At 60.2% G+C, this 15,305-nt stretch carries 19 protein-coding genes; 7 read left to right on the top strand and 12 right to left on the bottom strand.

All coding sequences use genetic code 11. The features are described from left to right. The first annotated feature begins 69 nt into the window (after nt 1-69). The 3 genes from AC1D35_RS07975 (at nt 70) to AC1D35_RS07965 (ending at nt 2,118) form a co-directional block, all read left to right on the top strand. Nucleotides 70-675, top strand: coding sequence for a YqgE/AlgH family protein (locus AC1D35_RS07975; protein WP_113309875.1), 606 nt, complete (start codon nt 70-72; stop codon nt 673-675). Nucleotides 676-764: 89 nt separating this feature from the next. Further along, complete coding sequence (locus tag AC1D35_RS07970; RefSeq protein ID WP_113297191.1) at nt 765-956, top strand: CsbD family protein; 192 nt, start codon at nt 765-767, stop codon at nt 954-956. An 85-nt stretch (nt 957-1,041) separates the two neighbouring features. Next, nucleotides 1,042-2,118: a putative zinc-binding metallopeptidase gene (locus tag AC1D35_RS07965; RefSeq protein WP_113309874.1), complete on the top strand. Its 1,077-nt coding sequence runs from the start codon at nt 1,042-1,044 to the stop codon at nt 2,116-2,118. Here AC1D35_RS07965 and rnhA read toward each other — a convergent pair whose 3' ends face one another. From rnhA to AC1D35_RS07940, 5 genes are all read right to left on the bottom strand, one after another. Then, nucleotides 2,119-2,571: a ribonuclease HI gene (gene rnhA / locus AC1D35_RS07960; RefSeq protein ID WP_113297193.1), complete on the bottom strand. Its 453-nt coding sequence runs from the start codon at nt 2,569-2,571 to the stop codon at nt 2,119-2,121. Beyond that, the gene (locus AC1D35_RS07955) at nt 2,568-3,533 is read right to left on the bottom strand and encodes a homoserine kinase (RefSeq protein WP_113297194.1); all 966 of its coding nucleotides are present in this window, start codon (nt 3,531-3,533) and stop codon (nt 2,568-2,570) included. Before AC1D35_RS07955 ends, rnhA begins: the two co-directional genes overlap by 4 nt. Nucleotides 3,534-3,600: 67 nt before the next feature. After that, nucleotides 3,601-4,605, bottom strand: a complete 1,005-nt coding sequence (ispH, locus tag AC1D35_RS07950; protein ID WP_113309873.1) for a 4-hydroxy-3-methylbut-2-enyl diphosphate reductase — start codon at nt 4,603-4,605, stop codon at nt 3,601-3,603. A 61-nt stretch (nt 4,606-4,666) separates the two neighbouring features. After that, entirely contained in the window at nt 4,667-5,419 is a 753-nt protein-coding gene (locus tag AC1D35_RS07945; RefSeq protein ID WP_113309872.1) for an SURF1 family protein, read from the bottom strand. Continuing rightward, entirely contained in the window at nt 5,412-5,792 is a 381-nt protein-coding gene (locus tag AC1D35_RS07940; RefSeq protein WP_113297258.1) for a DUF983 domain-containing protein, read from the bottom strand. The genes AC1D35_RS07945 and AC1D35_RS07940 overlap by 8 nt, the downstream gene beginning before the upstream one ends. Before the next feature lie 126 nt (nt 5,793-5,918). Between AC1D35_RS07940 and AC1D35_RS07935 the strand changes: the two genes are divergently transcribed. Beyond that, nucleotides 5,919-6,560, top strand: a complete 642-nt coding sequence (locus AC1D35_RS07935; protein WP_113309871.1) for a phosphotransferase-like protein — start codon at nt 5,919-5,921, stop codon at nt 6,558-6,560. 76 nt (nt 6,561-6,636) lie between these two features. Here AC1D35_RS07935 and AC1D35_RS07930 read toward each other — a convergent pair whose 3' ends face one another. From AC1D35_RS07930 to coxB, 6 genes are all read right to left on the bottom strand, one after another. Beyond that, nucleotides 6,637-7,515, bottom strand: a complete 879-nt coding sequence (locus tag AC1D35_RS07930; RefSeq protein ID WP_113297198.1) for a cytochrome c oxidase subunit 3 — start codon at nt 7,513-7,515, stop codon at nt 6,637-6,639. Between the two features lie 57 nt (nt 7,516-7,572). After that, nucleotides 7,573-8,178, bottom strand: a complete 606-nt coding sequence (locus tag AC1D35_RS07925) for a cytochrome c oxidase assembly protein (protein WP_113309870.1) — start codon at nt 8,176-8,178, stop codon at nt 7,573-7,575. A 4-nt stretch (nt 8,179-8,182) separates the two neighbouring features. Then, nucleotides 8,183-8,320: a hypothetical protein gene (locus AC1D35_RS07920; RefSeq protein ID WP_477833527.1), complete on the bottom strand. Its 138-nt coding sequence runs from the start codon at nt 8,318-8,320 to the stop codon at nt 8,183-8,185. Beyond that, complete coding sequence (locus AC1D35_RS07915) at nt 8,320-9,276, bottom strand: heme o synthase (RefSeq protein WP_113297259.1); 957 nt, start codon at nt 9,274-9,276, stop codon at nt 8,320-8,322. The genes AC1D35_RS07920 and AC1D35_RS07915 overlap by 1 nt, the downstream gene beginning before the upstream one ends. Before the next feature lie 67 nt (nt 9,277-9,343). Beyond that, nucleotides 9,344-11,047, bottom strand: a complete 1,704-nt coding sequence (gene ctaD, locus AC1D35_RS07910) for a cytochrome c oxidase subunit I (RefSeq protein WP_477938477.1) — start codon at nt 11,045-11,047, stop codon at nt 9,344-9,346. A gap of 17 nt (nt 11,048-11,064) precedes the next feature. After that, nucleotides 11,065-11,958 carry a cytochrome c oxidase subunit II gene (gene coxB, locus AC1D35_RS07905; protein ID WP_113309869.1) on the bottom strand — a complete coding sequence of 298 codons (894 nt, stop codon included), beginning with the start codon at nt 11,956-11,958 and terminating at the stop codon, nt 11,065-11,067. Nucleotides 11,959-12,272: 314 nt separating this feature from the next. On the opposite strand from coxB, the gene AC1D35_RS07900 reads away from it, so the two are divergent. The 3 genes from AC1D35_RS07900 to AC1D35_RS07890 all read left to right on the top strand — a co-directional run bounded on the left by AC1D35_RS07900 (nt 12,273) and on the right by AC1D35_RS07890 (nt 14,942). After that, nucleotides 12,273-12,935 (top strand): invasion associated locus B family protein, encoded by a 663-nt coding sequence (locus AC1D35_RS07900; RefSeq protein WP_477938476.1) that lies wholly within the window; start codon nt 12,273-12,275, stop codon nt 12,933-12,935. 81 nt (nt 12,936-13,016) lie between these two features. Continuing rightward, entirely contained in the window at nt 13,017-14,432 is a 1,416-nt protein-coding gene (gene tldD, locus AC1D35_RS07895; protein WP_477938475.1) for a metalloprotease TldD, read from the top strand. Between the two features lie 12 nt (nt 14,433-14,444). Beyond that, on the top strand, nt 14,445-14,942 hold the full coding sequence (locus AC1D35_RS07890; protein ID WP_113309867.1) for a GNAT family N-acetyltransferase: 498 nt from the start codon (nt 14,445-14,447) through the stop codon (nt 14,940-14,942). A 12-nt stretch (nt 14,943-14,954) separates the two neighbouring features. Here the strand turns inward: AC1D35_RS07890 and AC1D35_RS07885 are convergent, their stop codons facing one another. After that, a complete protein-coding gene (locus tag AC1D35_RS07885) occupies nt 14,955-15,260 on the bottom strand; it encodes a nucleoside triphosphate pyrophosphohydrolase family protein (RefSeq protein WP_113309866.1) in 306 nt (101 codons plus the stop codon). Between the last annotated feature and the right edge of the window lie 45 nt (nt 15,261-15,305).

Below are 15,305 nucleotides of genomic sequence, written 5' to 3'. Positions count from 1 at the left end.
ATTGATTTGTGACATTGCCCCATGTTTCTCTTGTCGGAGCCTTTGTGCGGTCTGGCGGCAGGAGGAACCATGTCCCTAGCAACGCTGAAGAACAGACGGGAACGCGGATTTTTCGACGGTCAGTTCCTGATCGCCATGCCCGGCATGGAGGATCGTAACTTCGCGCGCGCAGTGATCTATATCTGCGCCCACTCGGATGCAGGGGCCATGGGCTTCGTCATCAATCGCCCGCAAAGCCTGACCTTCACCGATGTTCTGCTGCATCTCGATATGATCAAGCAGGAAGATTCCATCGTGCTGCCGAAAGATGCGCGTGAGTTTCCGATCCAAACCGGTGGGCCGGTCGAAAGCGGTCGCGGTTTCGTGCTGCATTCCGACGATTATATCAGCGACTCTTCCATCCCCGTTAGTGACGATATCTGCCTGACGGCGACGCTTGATATCGTGCGCGCCATCTCCAAGGGCGGCGGCCCGAAGCGGGCTACCATGCTGCTCGGCTATTCCTCCTGGGGTGCGGGCCAGCTCGAAAACGAGGTGGCCTCCAATGGCTGGCTCAATTGCGCGGCCAATGAGGAGCTGATCTTCGATCGCTGCCTCGATGACAAGTATGAGCGGGCGCTTGCCAGCATGGGCGTGACGCCGGCCATGCTTTCGGCCGAAGCCGGCCACGCCTGACCGCATCATTCCGGAACGAAATTCGGTCACTCGCGTTTTCTGTCGGCAAGCGCGGACACTCCGTCCGTGATCCGAAAGGAGACACACACATGGGTAGCACTGGCGACAAGATTTCCGGCAAGGTCAATGAGATGGCCGGCAAGGCAAAGAAGACTGCCGGCAAGGCCACCGGCGACCGCGAAATGCAGGCTAAGGGCAATGTGCAGGAAGCCAAGGGTAAGGCCCAGGTCGCGAGCGGCAAGGTCAAGGACAAGCTGAAGGGCGCTGTCGACCGGCTGTGACGCCTCGTTTCATCCGCACATGCAATGCCTGTCGCACCCATGTGCGGCGGGCATTTTCCGTCATACCCGCCTGTAGGAGGCTGCCATGAGGTTGTTTGCCTGCGACAATTGCGATCAGGTCATCCATTTCGACAACAGGCAGTGCGTGCGCTGCAACCATCGCCTCGGCTTCTTTGCGGGCGATCTTTCCATGCATGCGCTGGAATCGCGCGACGAGGCGAACTGGCAGCTCGTCTCCGAGCCGAACCGGCTCGTACAGTTCTGCGCCAATGCGGGCCTCGACATCTGCAACTGGCTGGTCGATGACAACAATGATTTCTGCATTGCCTGCCGCCATAACCGGCTGGTGCCGAATACCGACACGCAAGATGGTATCGACCGCTGGCGCCGTATCAGCCTGGCGCAGCGCCACCTGTTCTACTCGCTACTGCGCTGGAACCTGCCGCATCCGGACCGGCAGGACGACCCGCAAGGCGGCCTCGTTTTCGATTTTCTTGAAGACACCGTGCAGAATGACGGCAATGTCGTACCGGCCATGACCGGCCATGAGGACGGGCTGATCGCGATCCGTGCAGCCGAAGCAGACGACGTGACCCGCGAGCTGGCGCGCACGGCAATGGATGAGCCCTATCGCACCCTGCTCGGCCATTTCCGCCATGAGACCGGGCACTTCATCTGGAACAAGCTGGTGCACGACCGCGATGGCTTCGACGAATTCCGCGCCGTCTTCGGCGACGAGCGACGGGACTATGGGACGGCGTTGCAGGACCGCTATGCCAACGGACCCGTTGCCGGCTGGCAGGACAGCTTCATCAGCGCCTACGCCTCCGTCCACCCCTGGGAGGATTTCGCAGAATGCTTCGCACATTACCTGCACATCGTCGATACGCTGGAAACGGCGCGCAGCTTTGGCATCGCGATCGATCCGCGCGGGCATGAAGAGATTGCTGGTGAGGTGGATTTCAATCCCTATCGCGCCCAGAGCGCCGAACAGCTCGTCGGCGCCTGGGTGCCGCTCAGCCTTGCGATCAATGCGATCCAGCGCAGCATGGGGCAGCCGGATTCCTATCCCTTCGTGCTGTCACCGCCTGTCGTGACGAAGCTCGAATATATGCACCGGCTGATACAGAATGCTGCGGCAGACCAGCGGCAGGCGGCCTGATCAGCTTGCCTTCTTGCTCTTCTTGAAGGGCTCCATTCCCTTGCGGGCGAGTTCGTCGGCGCGTTCGTTCTCAGGATGGCCGGCATGGCCCTTGACCCAATGGAGCGTAACCTTATGCCGGTTGCGCGCCTCTTCCAACGCCTGCCAGAGTTCGGCATTCTTCACCGGCTTGTTATCCGATGTCCTCCAGCCGTTCTTCTTCCAGCCGAAAATCCACTTGGAAATTCCGTCCTTTACATAGGCGCTGTCGGTATAGAGATCGATTTCGCAGGGCTCCTTCAGAGCAGTCAGCGCGGAAATAGCGGCCAGGAGTTCCATGCGGTTGTTGGTGGTTTCCGCCTCGCCGCCGCAGAGTTCCTTTTCCACGTCGCCATAGCGCAGGACCGCCCCCCAACCGCCGGGCCCGGGATTGCCGGAGCACGCGCCATCCGTGAAGATATCAATATGCTTCATAGGCTCAGTCCATATTCGGCGGGCGAGGAAATCTGGCGGTGGAAGCGCAGCTTGCGCAGATATTCCAAAGGATCCTTTTTGGTCACCATCGCGCCTTCCGGCGTCATCAGCCAGTCGTAGAGACGGGTGAGGAAGAAGCGTAGCGCCGAGCCGCGGGAAAGCACCGGCAGAGCTTTGATCTCTGCATCGCTCATTGGACGCACGCTCTGGTACCCTTCCAGCATCTGCGTGCCCTTGGTGATGTTGTAGGCGCCGTCCTTTTCGAAGCACCAGGCGTTGAGGCAGATCGAAACGTCATAGGCGAGCAGATCATTGCAGGCGAAGTAGAAATCGATGAGCCCCGAAAGCTCGTCACCCAGGAAGAAGACGTTATCGGGGAAAAGATCGGCGTGGATGACGCCATCAGGCAAATCCTTCGGCCAATAGGCGCGCAGGAAATTGAGATCGCTGCGGATCTCGTTCTGCAGGCCGGGCTCGACCTCGTCGGCGCGGGCCTCGGACTTGTCCCAGAGCGTCTGCCAGCCTTCGAGCGACAAGGCGTTCGGCCGCGTCAGCGAAAAACCTTCGCCGGCGACATGCATTTGCGCCAGCGCCTTGCCGACTTCGCGGCAATGTTTGGCTTCTGGCTTTCTGAGCCACATGCCTTCCAGGAAGGAGATGAGTGCGGCGGGACGGCCCGACAGCGTGCCCAGCAGCGCGCCATCCTTGCGCGGGAGCGGCAGCGGGCAGGACAGGCCGCGGGCGGACAGATGCTGCATCAGGCCGAGAAAGAACGGCAGATCGCCCTTCTCCACCCGTTTCTCGTAAAGCGTCAGGATGAGCGGCGCTTTTGAGGTATGCATCAGAAAGTTGGAATTCTCGACGCCTTCGGCGATGCCCTTGTAGGAGAGCAACGTGCCGGCATCATATTCGGTGAGAAACCATTTCAGATCGTCTTCGGCGATATCGGTATAAACTGCCAAGGTAGATATCTCACTGTAGAACCGGTGTCGTCAGATAGGCAGGACAGAGAGGGGAGATCCCCTCACTTCATTCCCCGTTCACGAATGCCATGTCGGCCGTCGTCAGTTCAAGGCTGCGCAGTTCGCGGTTGACGAGGAAATGCTCGTTTTCCTGCACGGTTTCGGCAAGCTCGACGCGGGCATCGAAGCGGGTGCGGAAGGCCTCGATGATCTCGTTGACGATCACTTCCGGGGCAGAGGCACCGGCAGACAGGCCAAGCGTAGCGATCGGGCCGATCTCATCCCAGTCGAGTTCGGAAGCACGCTGCACGAGGATAGACTTCTTCGCCCCCGCCCTGAGCGCCACTTCGACAAGCCGCTTGGAATTGGACGAATTCGGTGCGCCGACGATGATGAACAGATCGCAGCCGGGGGCTGCTTCCTTGACCACTTCCTGGCGGTTGGTCGTGGCATAGCAGATGGAATCAGCGGCCGGAGCCCGCAGGTTGGGGAAGCGCTCTTCAAGCCGCTTGATGACGCCGGCGGTATCGTCGACCGAAAGCGTCGTCTGCGTGACATAGCCGAGATTATCGGCATCATCAGGCTGATAGGCGTCCGCATCCTCGACAGTTTCGATGAGGGAAACAGTGCCTTCGGGCAGCTGACCCATGGTGCCGATCACTTCGGGATGGCCGGCATGGCCGATCAGGACGACATGGCGGCCGAGGCGGTTGTGGCGCATCGCCTGCTTGTGGACCTTGGAAACCAGCGGACAGGTTGCGTCGAGATAGAAGAGATTGCGGGCATTGGCATCCTCGGGCACGGATTTCGGCACGCCGTGAGCAGAAAAGACGACCGGCTGGGCACGATGTTCCGCCGGGATTTCGTCAAGTTCCTCGACGAAAACGGCGCCCTTGGCCTCCAGACCCTCCACGACATAGCGGTTATGGACGATCTCGTGGCGGACATAAACAGGCGCACCATAGGCCTTCAGAGCCAGCACGACGATCTGGATCGCCCGATCGACGCCGGCGCAGAAGCCGCGCGGACCGCAGAGCCTGATCGTCAAGGGAGGTTTTGCCGCAATGTTCATAACATATCCAGATAAAGCTTCAGGGACCTCTAACCCAATATGGGTCGGAATTGAAGCGATACTATTCCGCTGCACCCTTGCGGGGACGGAACCAGGAGATGGCGACGACACCGACGAGCGCCGCAGCCAGCCCATACCAGGTGAAGGCATATTGCAGATGGTCGTTCGGCAGATCGACCTGCGTGACGCCGCCGATTGGAAAGCCCGCGGGGTTGGGCGTGGAATCGGCATCGACAAAGAAGGGCAGGACATCAACCTTGTCGAGGTCGACGCTTGACGCCATCACATCGAGATCTTTCCAGTAGAAGATGTTCTTTGCCACATCATTGTCAGGCACCAGCGAAGAGGGCTTGCCGGGGAGTTTTGCGCGCGCGAGGCCGGTCACCGTCTGCTGGTCGGTCAACTGACCCTGCATGCGCATTTCCGGCTCCTTGTTCTCGTAGGGAACGAAGCCTCTGTTGACCAGGATATAGCGCCCGTCCGCAAGCTGCAGCGGCGTATAGATGTAATAGCCTGTCTGACCGCGCCACGTGGCGAAGAAATGGCGCTCCTTGTTGTTGATGTAGCGGCCGGTCGCGGTGACCGTGCGATACTCGATATCGCCACCCTGAGCGGCCATGGTCTCGATATCCGCAAGAGGAACCGGGGCTGCGGCTCGGCGCTCGGCGATATCGGCGAGCAGGCCTTCCTTCCAGTGAAGGCGCTCCACCTGCCAGGTGCCGAGCGAAATCAGGATGGCGAGCGCGATGAGTACGGTTATGCCGGTAAAGACCGGCAGCTTGCGGCGCGGGGCCGGACTTTCGATGTCAGTCACTCAGACGTCCCTCGCGGGCATTGTGGCGATATTGCATGGCGATGAGGATTCCCTTGCACCAGCGCAACGCCAGCAGGGAGAGTATGATTGTGAGCGGGGCAAAGAGCAGAATGTGAACCCAGATCGGGGGTGCATAATTGACCTGCAGCCAGAGCACCGAACCGATAATGATGAAGCCGACAATGAGGATGACGAAGACGGCGGGGCCATCACCCGCATCGGCGAAGGAATAGTCGAGCCCGCAGGCGGCGCAACGCGGCTTGAGCCCCAGCACACCATCGAAAAGCTGGCCGTGGCCGCAGCGGGGGCAGCATCCCTTGATGCCGGTCTTGACCGGGTCGACCGGTGGAAATTGCGCGCTATCTTCACTCATGCCGATCTCCATGCAGGCGGCTTTTCGTCGCCTGCCTTAACTCTCCCATAAAGTATTCGCATCCCGAATGGAAATGCCTGCGCGGTTTCGCCTCAGCGATTCGCGCCAAACAGAAGAAGAAGACTGATGACCAACGATAGCCATGCCGGACAGATCATTATCCTGAACGGTGCGCCGCGAAGCGGTAAATCCAGCATCGCGCGCGCGATCCAGGAGGAATTCGAGGGACCGTGGATCAACTTCGGCGTCGATACATATAATGCCATGACGCCGAAGCGCTACCTGCCCGGTATCGGGCTCAGGCCGGGCGGCGAGCGGCCGGACTTGGAGGAACTGGTGCCGTTCCTCTATGCAGCGCTCTACGAATCGATCGCCATTCACGCCGGATTGGGCCTCAACGTGGTGGCCGATCTCGGCCATCACGACAGCTATTCGCAGCCACTCGGCATTCTCGGCGACTGCGCCCGGCGCCTGGAGGGTTTTCCCGTATTGTTCGTCGGCGTCAGATGCCCGATCGAGACGATCATGCAGCGGCGGGAAATCGCGGAGGAAGGGCGCGAGACGCTCTATCTGCGCGCCACGGGAGAAGTGCCCGTTCCCGAACCGGTACAGCGCTGGCAGGACGAGGTGCATCGCCCCGGCCTTTATGACATGGAGGTCGATACGTCTGTGCTGACGGCGCTCGAATGCGCCGAGGCAATCCGCCACCAGCTGGATCTCGGCATTCCCGAGCCTACAGCCTTCGAGAGGCTGGCCGGCCAACGGTAAGACGAAAGGCGGTATCTAGACAAAGAAAAAGGCGGGGCCAGTGGCGCCCGCCTTTTTAATTTCTATCCGGCCCGTATCAGCCCGCAGCCACTGGAGCGCCCCAGCCGCCCCAGACATAGATGCAGAAGAACAGGAATAGCCAGACGACGTCGACGAAGTGCCAGTACCAGGCAGCCGCCTCGAAGCCGAAGTGCTGTTTTGGCGTAAAGTCGCCGCGCAACGCACGGATGAGGCAGACCAACAGGAAGATGGTGCCCACCAGAACGTGGAAGCCATGGAAGCCAGTGGCCATGAAGAAGGTTGCGCCGTAGATCGAATTGCGGAACTCGAACGGAGCATGTGCATATTCATAGGCCTGGACGCTGGAGAAGAGCACGCCCAGCACAACCGTCAGCGTCAAGCCCTGAATAAGGCCTTTGCGGTCGTTGTGCAGCAGAGCGTGATGAGCCCAGGTCACCGTCGTGCCAGAGAGCAGCAGGATGACGGTGTTGTAGATCGGCAGGTGCCAGGGATCGAGAACCTCGATGCCCTTCGGCGGCCAGACGCCACCGGTATAGGCAAGGCGCGAAGCCTGGATTGCCTCGTGCGGAAAGAGGCTGGCATCGAAATAAGCCCAGAACCAGGCAACGAAGAACATCACTTCCGAAGCGATGAACATGATCATGCCGTAGCGCAGGTGCAGCGACACGACGCGTGTATGGGCGCCCTCGTGTGCTTCCTTCACGGTATCGGACCACCAGCCGTACATGACGTAGAAAACGACAGCCAGCCCGATGAAGAAGACCCACGGATGGGCCCACTCGATACCGAAAACATGCAGCGAGCCGCCGTTCAGGTAGCGCATGTAGCCGACGCCGCCGAAGGCCATCAGGAATGCGCCGAACGAGGCCAATATCGGCCACGGGCTCGGAGCTATGATGTGATAGTCGTGATTCTTCTGATGAGCATCGGCCATGTCAGATCCCCGGTGTCTTCCTTCTCCGCTTCCGGCAACGCCGGAAACACTCCTCAATCAAAGTTTCTTTTCAGTCTGTCCCGTTCCATTCTCATTCGAAGCCACCGGCTTCGGACCCTCTTTGGGATAGAACGTGTATGACAGCGTGACCGTGCGAATGCTTTTCGATTCAGCGGCCTTGGTAATTTCCGGATCGATGTAGAACACGACCGGCATTTCAAGCTTCTCGCCCGGCTTCAGGTCTGTTTCATTAAAGCAGAAACATTGCACCTTGTTGAAATAGGCGCCCGCCTCGCCCGGTGTTACGTTGAAGATCGCCTGGCCGCGCTGAGTTTCGTTGGAACGATTCTCGGCGATGAATTTGACCTGGATGGTTTCGCCGATCTTCGGATTGACCTCGCGCTCGACCGGCTTGAATTCCCACTGCAGGCCGGGAGCGACGTTGGCATCGAAAGTCACGCGCATCGTACGGTCGAGAATGACATTAGAGACCTGATCGACACGCTGCGTTGTGCCGTTGTAACCAGTCACCTGGCAGAAAAGGCGATAGAGCGGCACGGCAGCATAGCTCATAGCGCCCATGCCGACGACGAAGCTCAGGCACATGAAGACGACTGCACCGTTATTGCGCGGCTTCTTCGGTGCGGTGGCGACATCGCTCATCGTATCAGCCTCCATGTCCCAGGAACTTGACGATGGTGATGGCGTAGAAAAGGATCACCAGACCAGCGAGCACGACGCCGAGTGCGATGTTGCGATTGCGACGCGATTTGCGCTGCGCTTCGGTAAGCTTGACCAGTTCCATCAGAACGAGCCTCCTGCATACGAGACGAGCACGGCAACGAGCCGGTCGAGCATCAGCGCCGAGAATACGGCAAAGAGATAGAAGATCGAGAAGCCGAACAGCTTCTTCGCCGGGATCATCTTGAGATCGCCGTCGGGCATACGCCAGACGGCGATGGAACAGTATATGAAGACCGCGCCGAGTGCCGCGGCCACCACGCCATAACCGGCACTGGCAAAGCCGAGGAAGGTCGGCAGCACGGCGCAGATGGCCGTCAGCACAGCATAGGCGACGATCTGGTGCTTGGTGGTGCGCTCACCCGCCACGTTCGGCAGCATCGGCACGCCGACAGCCTCGTAATCCCGCATCTTGAAGAGCGCGAGCGCCCAGAAATGGGCCGGTGTCCACAGGAAGATGATGAGGAAAAGAACCGTGCTTTCGATCGTGACGGAGTTCGTCACGCAGGCCCAGCCGATCATCGGCGGGAAAGCGCCGGCCGCGCCGCCGATAACGATGTTCTGCGGCGTCGAGCGCTTCAGCCACATCGTATAGATGACGACGTAGAAGAAGATGGTGAAGGCGAGGATAAAAGCCGACAGCCAGTTGACCGCAAGACCCAGGATCGTCACCGAGAAGCAGGAGAGGACGAGGCCGAAGGCCAGCGCTTCCTTCGGCATGATGCGGCCAGCCGGGATCGGACGCTTGGCAGTGCGGCTCATGACGGCGTCGATATCGGCGTCATACCACATGTTCAGCGCACCCGATGCGCCTGCGCCGACGGCAATGCAAAGAATGGCGATTACACCAAGAATCGGGTTGATGTGACCCGGTGCCAGCACCAGGCCGGCAAAGGCCGTGAAGACCACGAGCGACATGACCCGCGGTTTCAGAAGCTCGAAATAATCGCGCGCACCAGCTTCCGACAGGCGAAAATCGCCATCGTCCGCAAGAGCCTCGTGATTGTCGAAAACCGTCATCATTCCGTCCTGAATAACTCAATTGCCAGACGCCGCAGAATCTTGCGGCGCCTGGTGGTCCGGCATCTTATTTGATGCGCGGAAGCTGTTCCCACTGGTGGTATGGCGGCGGCGAAGGCAGCTGCCATTCGAGGGTCGTTGCACCCTCACCCCACGGATTGTCACCGGCAACGCGCTTCTTGGCGAAGGCTTCCCACACACCGACGAGGAAGATGATTACGCCCACGAAGGAGATGTAGGAGCCGATCGACGAAACATAATTCCAGCCGGCAAATGCATCCGGGTAGTCGATGTAGCGGCGCGGCATGCCGGCAAGGCCGAGGAAGTGTTGCGGGAAGAACACCAGGTTCACGCCGATGAACATGACCCAGAAGTGCAGCTTGCCGAGGAACTCGTTGTACATGTAGCCGGTCATCTTCGGGAACCAGTAGTACCAGGCAGCGAAGATGGCGAAGACGGCGCCGAGCGACAGAACGTAGTGGAAATGAGCCACGACGTAATAGGTGTCATGCAGCGAGCGGTCGAGGCCGGCGTTTGCGAGCTGGACGCCCGTCACGCCACCGACGGTGAAGAGGAAGATGAAGCCGATCGCCCAGATCATCGGCGTGCGGAAGGTGATCGAGCCACCCCACATCGTTGCGATCCAGGAGAAGATCTTCACACCCGTCGGAACGGCAATGACCATCGTCGCGAAGACGAAGTAGCGCTGTGCGTCAAGCGACAGGCCGACCGTATACATGTGGTGAGCCCAGACGACGAAGCCGACGGCGCCGATGGCGACCATGGCATAGGCCATGCCGAGATAACCGAAGACCGGCTTCTTCGAGAAAGTCGACACGATGTGGCTGACGATGCCGAAGCCCGGCAGGATCAGGATGTAGACTTCCGGATGACCGAAGAACCAGAACAGGTGCTGGTAGAGGATCGGGTCACCGCCGCCTTCCGGGGCGAAGAAGGCCGTGCCGAAGTTACGGTCGGTGAGCAACATGGTGATGGCACCAGCCAGAACCGGCAGCGAGAGCAGCAGCAGGAAGGCGGTGATCAGCACGGCCCAGGCAAAGAGCGGCATCTTGTGCAGCGTCATGCCCGGAGCGCGCATGTTGAGGATCGTGGTGATGAAGTTGATCGCACCGAGGATGGACGAGGCACYGGCAATGTGGAGCGCGAAGATCGCAAGATCGACCGCCGGACCCGGCTGACCGCCGACTGCGAGCGGCGGATACATGGTCCAGCCGCCACCTGCGCCATAAGCACCGGCCGGGCCTTCGACGAACATCGAGATACACAGCAGCAGGAATGCCGGAACGATCAGCCAGAAGGAGATGTTGTTCAGGCGCGGGAAAGCCATATCAGGCGCACCGATCATGATCGGCACCATCCAGTTGGCGAAACCGCCGATCATCGCCGGCATGACCATGAAGAAGATCATGATGAGCGCGTGAGCGGTGGTGAAGACGTTGAACATGTGCTTGGCGCCATCGATGGCGGCATCGCCTTCGAAGCCGTAAACCATGGAAGCCAGACCGTGGAAGATCTGGATGCCCGGCTCCTGCAGTTCCATGCGCATGGCAACGGAGAGAAGGCCGCCGATGATACCGGCGAAGATCGCGAAGATCAGGTAGAGCGTACCGATATCCTTGTGGTTCGTGGAGAAGAACCAGCGGTCGGCAAAGCTCGGCGCATGAGAGTGATCGTGGTGGTCGTCATGCGCATGAGCGTCATGAGCGTGGTGATCATGAGAATGATCGTCGTGAGCGGAAGGTCCAGCCATTGTCCCGATCCCCTATCTTACTTTGCGACGTTTTCAGCGACATCGACGGTCTTTGCAGAACCATCGGCAGCGGCGATCAGTGTCTTGTAGGCGCCGGGCAGATCGCTGGCAGCTGTGGTCAGCCACTGCTTGTACCTGTCTTCGGAGACGACGCGAATGGCGATCGGCATGAACGCGTGATCCTTGCCGCAAAGCTCGGAACACTGGCCGTAGAAGAGACCTTCGCGCTCGGCGCGGAACCAGGTTTCGTTCAGGCGACCCGGAACGGCGTCGATCTTGACGCCGAAGGACGGCATGGCGAAAGCGTGGATGACGTCGGTCGGCGCGGCGGTGACGAGAACACGGACCGTCTTGTTGACCGGCAGCACGAGTTCGTTGTCGACAGCCAGAAGACGCGGATAGACGGCGAGATCGGTTTTGCCTGCAGAGGCGCGATCCGGCTCTTTCAGAAGATAGGAATCGAAGGCAACCGGCGTTTCGCCCGAACCTTCATATTCGTAATTCCACTGCCACTGGGTCGCGGTCGCCTTGATGGTCACATCCGGATTTTCCGGCAGGGTGAGCTGCGCGGTCAGCAGTGTGAAGGAGGGAACGGCGAGGAAGAGAAGCACCAAGACCGGCCCCACGGTCCAGATGACTTCGATCACCGTATTGTGGCTCGTCTTGGAGGGAACCGGGTTTGCCGAAGCACGGAACTTGTAACAGACGACGAGAATAAGAACGAGAACGAACAGCGTGATCGGAACGATGAACCACAGCGTGTATTGTTCGAACCAGCGGATCTCCCGCATGATCGGCGTTGCTGCCGGCTGCAGCGTAGCCTGCCACGGCATCGGCTGATCGGCAAATGTGCCGGAAGCAAAAAGCAGACAGACCAGCGCGGTCAGAGCTGCAAAAGCCTTCTTAATCACCTTGTAATCTCCCTCGAGCGCTGATCTGCATCAAATCGGACACAGAATCCTTGCCATCTTCTGCGCTTCAAACCACAGTTTGGCATCCGCCGCAACAGGCAGAAGCAATTGTCTATGCGGCATTTTTGCTCCAAGAGCGCATCGTCAACCATGGCAAAACATCGCAAGCTTTTCATCAGCATACGAAAAACAGGCTTTGCGGCCAATCCAGCTATTGCACATTCTTTTGGCGAGGTCCTATTTCTGCCGCAGTCCCCCGGTTTTCACGGGGTGGGGCTTTTCATTTTTTGTGGGCAGCTTCAACAATAGCGGCAATGATTCGATATCCAGAGGTTTTCATGGGTTTCCGTTCCCTCGCGCGGTCTTTTGTACTGACCGCAGGCATCGCGACCGCCGCGACGAGCCCCGTCTTTGCGCAGCAGCCGCCGACGCCCGCCCAGTCGCGCCCGACCGCGCCTGCCCCGAAGCCCGCTCCGGCACAGCAGCCCGCGCCGTCTGCGACGCCGAACGTCGAGCAGGTGACGCCCGGCCAGACACAGCCACCGGCTCCCGGCACGGTGAGGTCCAACCATGGCGCGTGGTCCGTCGTCTGCGACAAGCCGGCTGGTGCTTCGACCGAGCAGTGCGCGCTAATGCAGAACGTCATCGCCGAAGACCGGCYGGAAGTCGGCCTGTCCGTCGTCGTCCTGAAGACAGCCGACCGCAAGTCGAAGATCCTGCGCGTGCTGGCACCGCTCGGCGTGCTGCTCCCGAACGGCCTCGGCCTCAATGTCGACGGCAAGGATATCGGCCGCGCCTATTTCGTGCGCTGCTTCGCCGATGGCTGCTATGCCGAAGTCGTTCTCGAGGACGAGCTCCTGAAGACTTTCCGCAGCGGCGCACAGGCAACCTTCATCGTCTTCCAGACGCCGGAAGAAGGCATAGGCATCCCTGTGGACCTTAAAGGCTTTGCGGAAGGCTACGACTCCCTGCCCTGATCCGTCAGGGCTTGCTCGCGTGGTACAACAGACCTACATCGGCTATTGAGCATTCCCGCTCTTCTTGCGGAGCAAAAGACCATGACCACCGATCTGCTGACGCTTTTCGATGCCGATGAAGCGACGATGCGCAAGCATGTCGCCGAGGCGCTTTCCGGCGCCGATGACGGCGAGCTCTTCATCGAGCACGCGCAGGCGGAATCGCTGACCTTCGACAATGGCCGCCTCAAGGGCGGCAGCTTCAACACTGAACAGGGTTTTGGCCTGCGGGCAGTCGCCGGCGAGGCTGTCGGCTACGCCCACGCTGGCGACCTTTCCGTCTCGGCGCTGAAGCGGGCAGCCGACGCGGTCGGCGCCGTTACGCGCGGTTATTCCGGCTCTTACGCGGCAGCACCCCAGCGGACCAACCGCAAGCTCTATACCGACGAGAACCCGATCGGCTCGCCGACCTTCGAAGAGAAGGTAAAGGTTCTGACTGATATCGACGCCTATCTGCGCGGCAAGAATGACAAGGTGCGGCAGGTCACGGCTTCGGTCGCGGCAAGCTGGCAGGTGGTTGATATCCTGCGTGCCGACGGTCATCGCGTGCAGGATATTCGGCCGATGACGCGCATCAACATCTCCGTCATGGTCGGAGAAGGCGACCGGCAGGAAAGCGGCTCCTACGGCCAGGGCGGCCGCATCGGCTTCGGCGATTTCATCGCGACGGGAAGCTGGCAGCAGGGCGCCGACGAGGCGCTGCGCCAGGCGCTCGTCAATCTCGAAGCGATCGAGGCACCAGCGGGTACGATGGATGTCGTGCTCGGCTCCGGCTGGCCGGGCGTCATGCTGCATGAGGCAGTGGGCCACGGCCTCGAGGGTGATTTTAACCGCAAGAAGACTTCGGCTTTTGCTGGTCTGCTGGGTCAGATGGTGGCATCGCCAGGCGTGACGGTTGTCGATGACGGCACGATCGACAGCCGTCGCGGCTCGATCACCATCGACGACGAGGGCACGCCTTCGGCCTATAACGTGCTGATCGACAACGGCAAGCTGGTCGGCTACATGCAGGATCGGCAGAACGCCCGGTTGATGGGCATGGCCCCCACCGGCAACGGTCGCCGCCAGGGCTATTCGCATGTGCCGATGCCGCGCATGACCAATACCTACATGCTCGGCGGCGACAAGACGCCGGAAGAAATCATCGCTTCGGTCAAGAAGGGTGTCTACGCCRTCTCCTTCGGCGGTGGTCAGGTGGACATCACATCAGGCAAATTCGTCTTCGGCTGCACCGAGGCCTATCTCATTGAAAACGGCAGGATCGGCGCACCAATCAAGGGCGCCATGCTGATCGGCAACGGTCCGGATGCAATGAAGCGCGTATCGATGATCGGCAACGACATGAAGCTCGATACCGGTATCGGCAACTGCGGCAAGGGCGGCCAGTGGGTGCCTGTCGGCGTCGGCCAGCCGCATCTGCGTATGGATCAGGTCACCGTCGGCGGCACGCAGGCCTGAGGCGGTGCTGTCATGGTCGAAATCGAAATCAGAACCTTCGCCCGTGACGATGCCGATGGCGTGATCTCGGTCATCCTGCCGATCCAGCGCGAAGAATTCGACATCGACATCACCGCTGACGCGCAGCCGGACCTGCGCGTCATTCCCGACTTTTACCAGTCAGGCAAGGGCCAGTTCTGGGTTGCAGTGAAGGACGGCGACGTCGTCGGCACGGTCGGCCTCAAGGACATAGGCAACAATCAGGCGGCTCTCCGGAAGATGTTCGTTGCCGCCGAGGTGCGGGGCAGCGAGCACGGCGTCGCCGCCCGGCTACTGGAAGCTCTCTTTGCCCATGCGAGCGAAGTTGGCCTGACCGACATCTTCCTCGGCACGACCGACAAATTCCTTGCCGCACACCGGTTTTACGAAAAGAACGGTTTTTCCGAGATCGCCGGCAAAGACCTGCCGCCGGCATTTCCGCTCATGGCGGTGGACAGCAAATTCTACCGGCGCAAGGTCGCCGCCAACTGATAAGCAAACGGATCAGGCCTCCGGCCTGAATTTCCATTTCCGCTCGATTGCCGCAGCGAGGTCGATATCGTGGCGGCGGGCGAAGAGCAGGACATGGCCGAGGATGTCGGCGGTCTCGTCGGCGAGGTCGCGTTCCATCTCCTTGGGCGAGCGCCCCTTGGCACGGCCGCGGCCGGTCAGGCGGTTCCAGGCCTGCGTCAGTTCACCCATCTCCTCCTGCAGTTTCAGCAGAAACCAGTCGGCATCGCGCGCGATGTCGTTAGTGGCGGCGTAGGCGGACGATGATATCTCGAACTGATCGGCAAGGCGCTGCAGCATGACGTTCTCCTTTTGTTTATGAGGAGAGCGCCGATTCCCGCAAAT

It is taken from the genome of Rhizobium sp. P1_E6 (assembly GCF_056405875.1).
This window is presented reverse-complemented; position numbering and strand designations above follow the sequence as displayed.

What these genes read in the sequence shown, in the direction of transcription:
- AC1D35_RS07975 (WP_113309875.1), top strand. Translation starts at nt 70, where the DNA reads ATGTCCCTAGCAACGCTGAAGAACAGACGGGAACGCGGATTTTTCGAC.
- AC1D35_RS07970 (WP_113297191.1), top strand. Translation starts at nt 765, where the DNA reads ATGGGTAGCACTGGCGACAAGATTTCCGGCAAGGTCAATGAGATGGCC.
- AC1D35_RS07965 (WP_113309874.1), top strand. Translation starts at nt 1,042, where the DNA reads ATGAGGTTGTTTGCCTGCGACAATTGCGATCAGGTCATCCATTTCGAC.
- rnhA (WP_113297193.1), bottom strand. Translation starts at nt 2,571, where the DNA reads ATGAAGCATATTGATATCTTCACGGATGGCGCGTGCTCCGGCAATCCC.
- ispH (WP_113309873.1), bottom strand. Translation starts at nt 4,605, where the DNA reads ATGAACATTGCGGCAAAACCTCCCTTGACGATCAGGCTCTGCGGTCCG.
- AC1D35_RS07940 (WP_113297258.1), bottom strand. Translation starts at nt 5,792, where the DNA reads ATGAGTGAAGATAGCGCGCAATTTCCACCGGTCGACCCGGTCAAGACC.
- AC1D35_RS07935 (WP_113309871.1), top strand. Translation starts at nt 5,919, where the DNA reads ATGACCAACGATAGCCATGCCGGACAGATCATTATCCTGAACGGTGCG.
- AC1D35_RS07930 (WP_113297198.1), bottom strand. Translation starts at nt 7,515, where the DNA reads ATGGCCGATGCTCATCAGAAGAATCACGACTATCACATCATAGCTCCG.
- AC1D35_RS07925 (WP_113309870.1), bottom strand. Translation starts at nt 8,178, where the DNA reads ATGAGCGATGTCGCCACCGCACCGAAGAAGCCGCGCAATAACGGTGCA.
- AC1D35_RS07920 (WP_477833527.1), bottom strand. Translation starts at nt 8,320, where the DNA reads ATGGAACTGGTCAAGCTTACCGAAGCGCAGCGCAAATCGCGTCGCAAT.
- AC1D35_RS07915 (WP_113297259.1), bottom strand. Translation starts at nt 9,276, where the DNA reads ATGACGGTTTTCGACAATCACGAGGCTCTTGCGGACGATGGCGATTTT.
- AC1D35_RS07890 (WP_113309867.1), top strand. Translation starts at nt 14,445, where the DNA reads ATGGTCGAAATCGAAATCAGAACCTTCGCCCGTGACGATGCCGATGGC.
- AC1D35_RS07885 (WP_113309866.1), bottom strand. Translation starts at nt 15,260, where the DNA reads ATGCTGCAGCGCCTTGCCGATCAGTTCGAGATATCATCGTCCGCCTAC.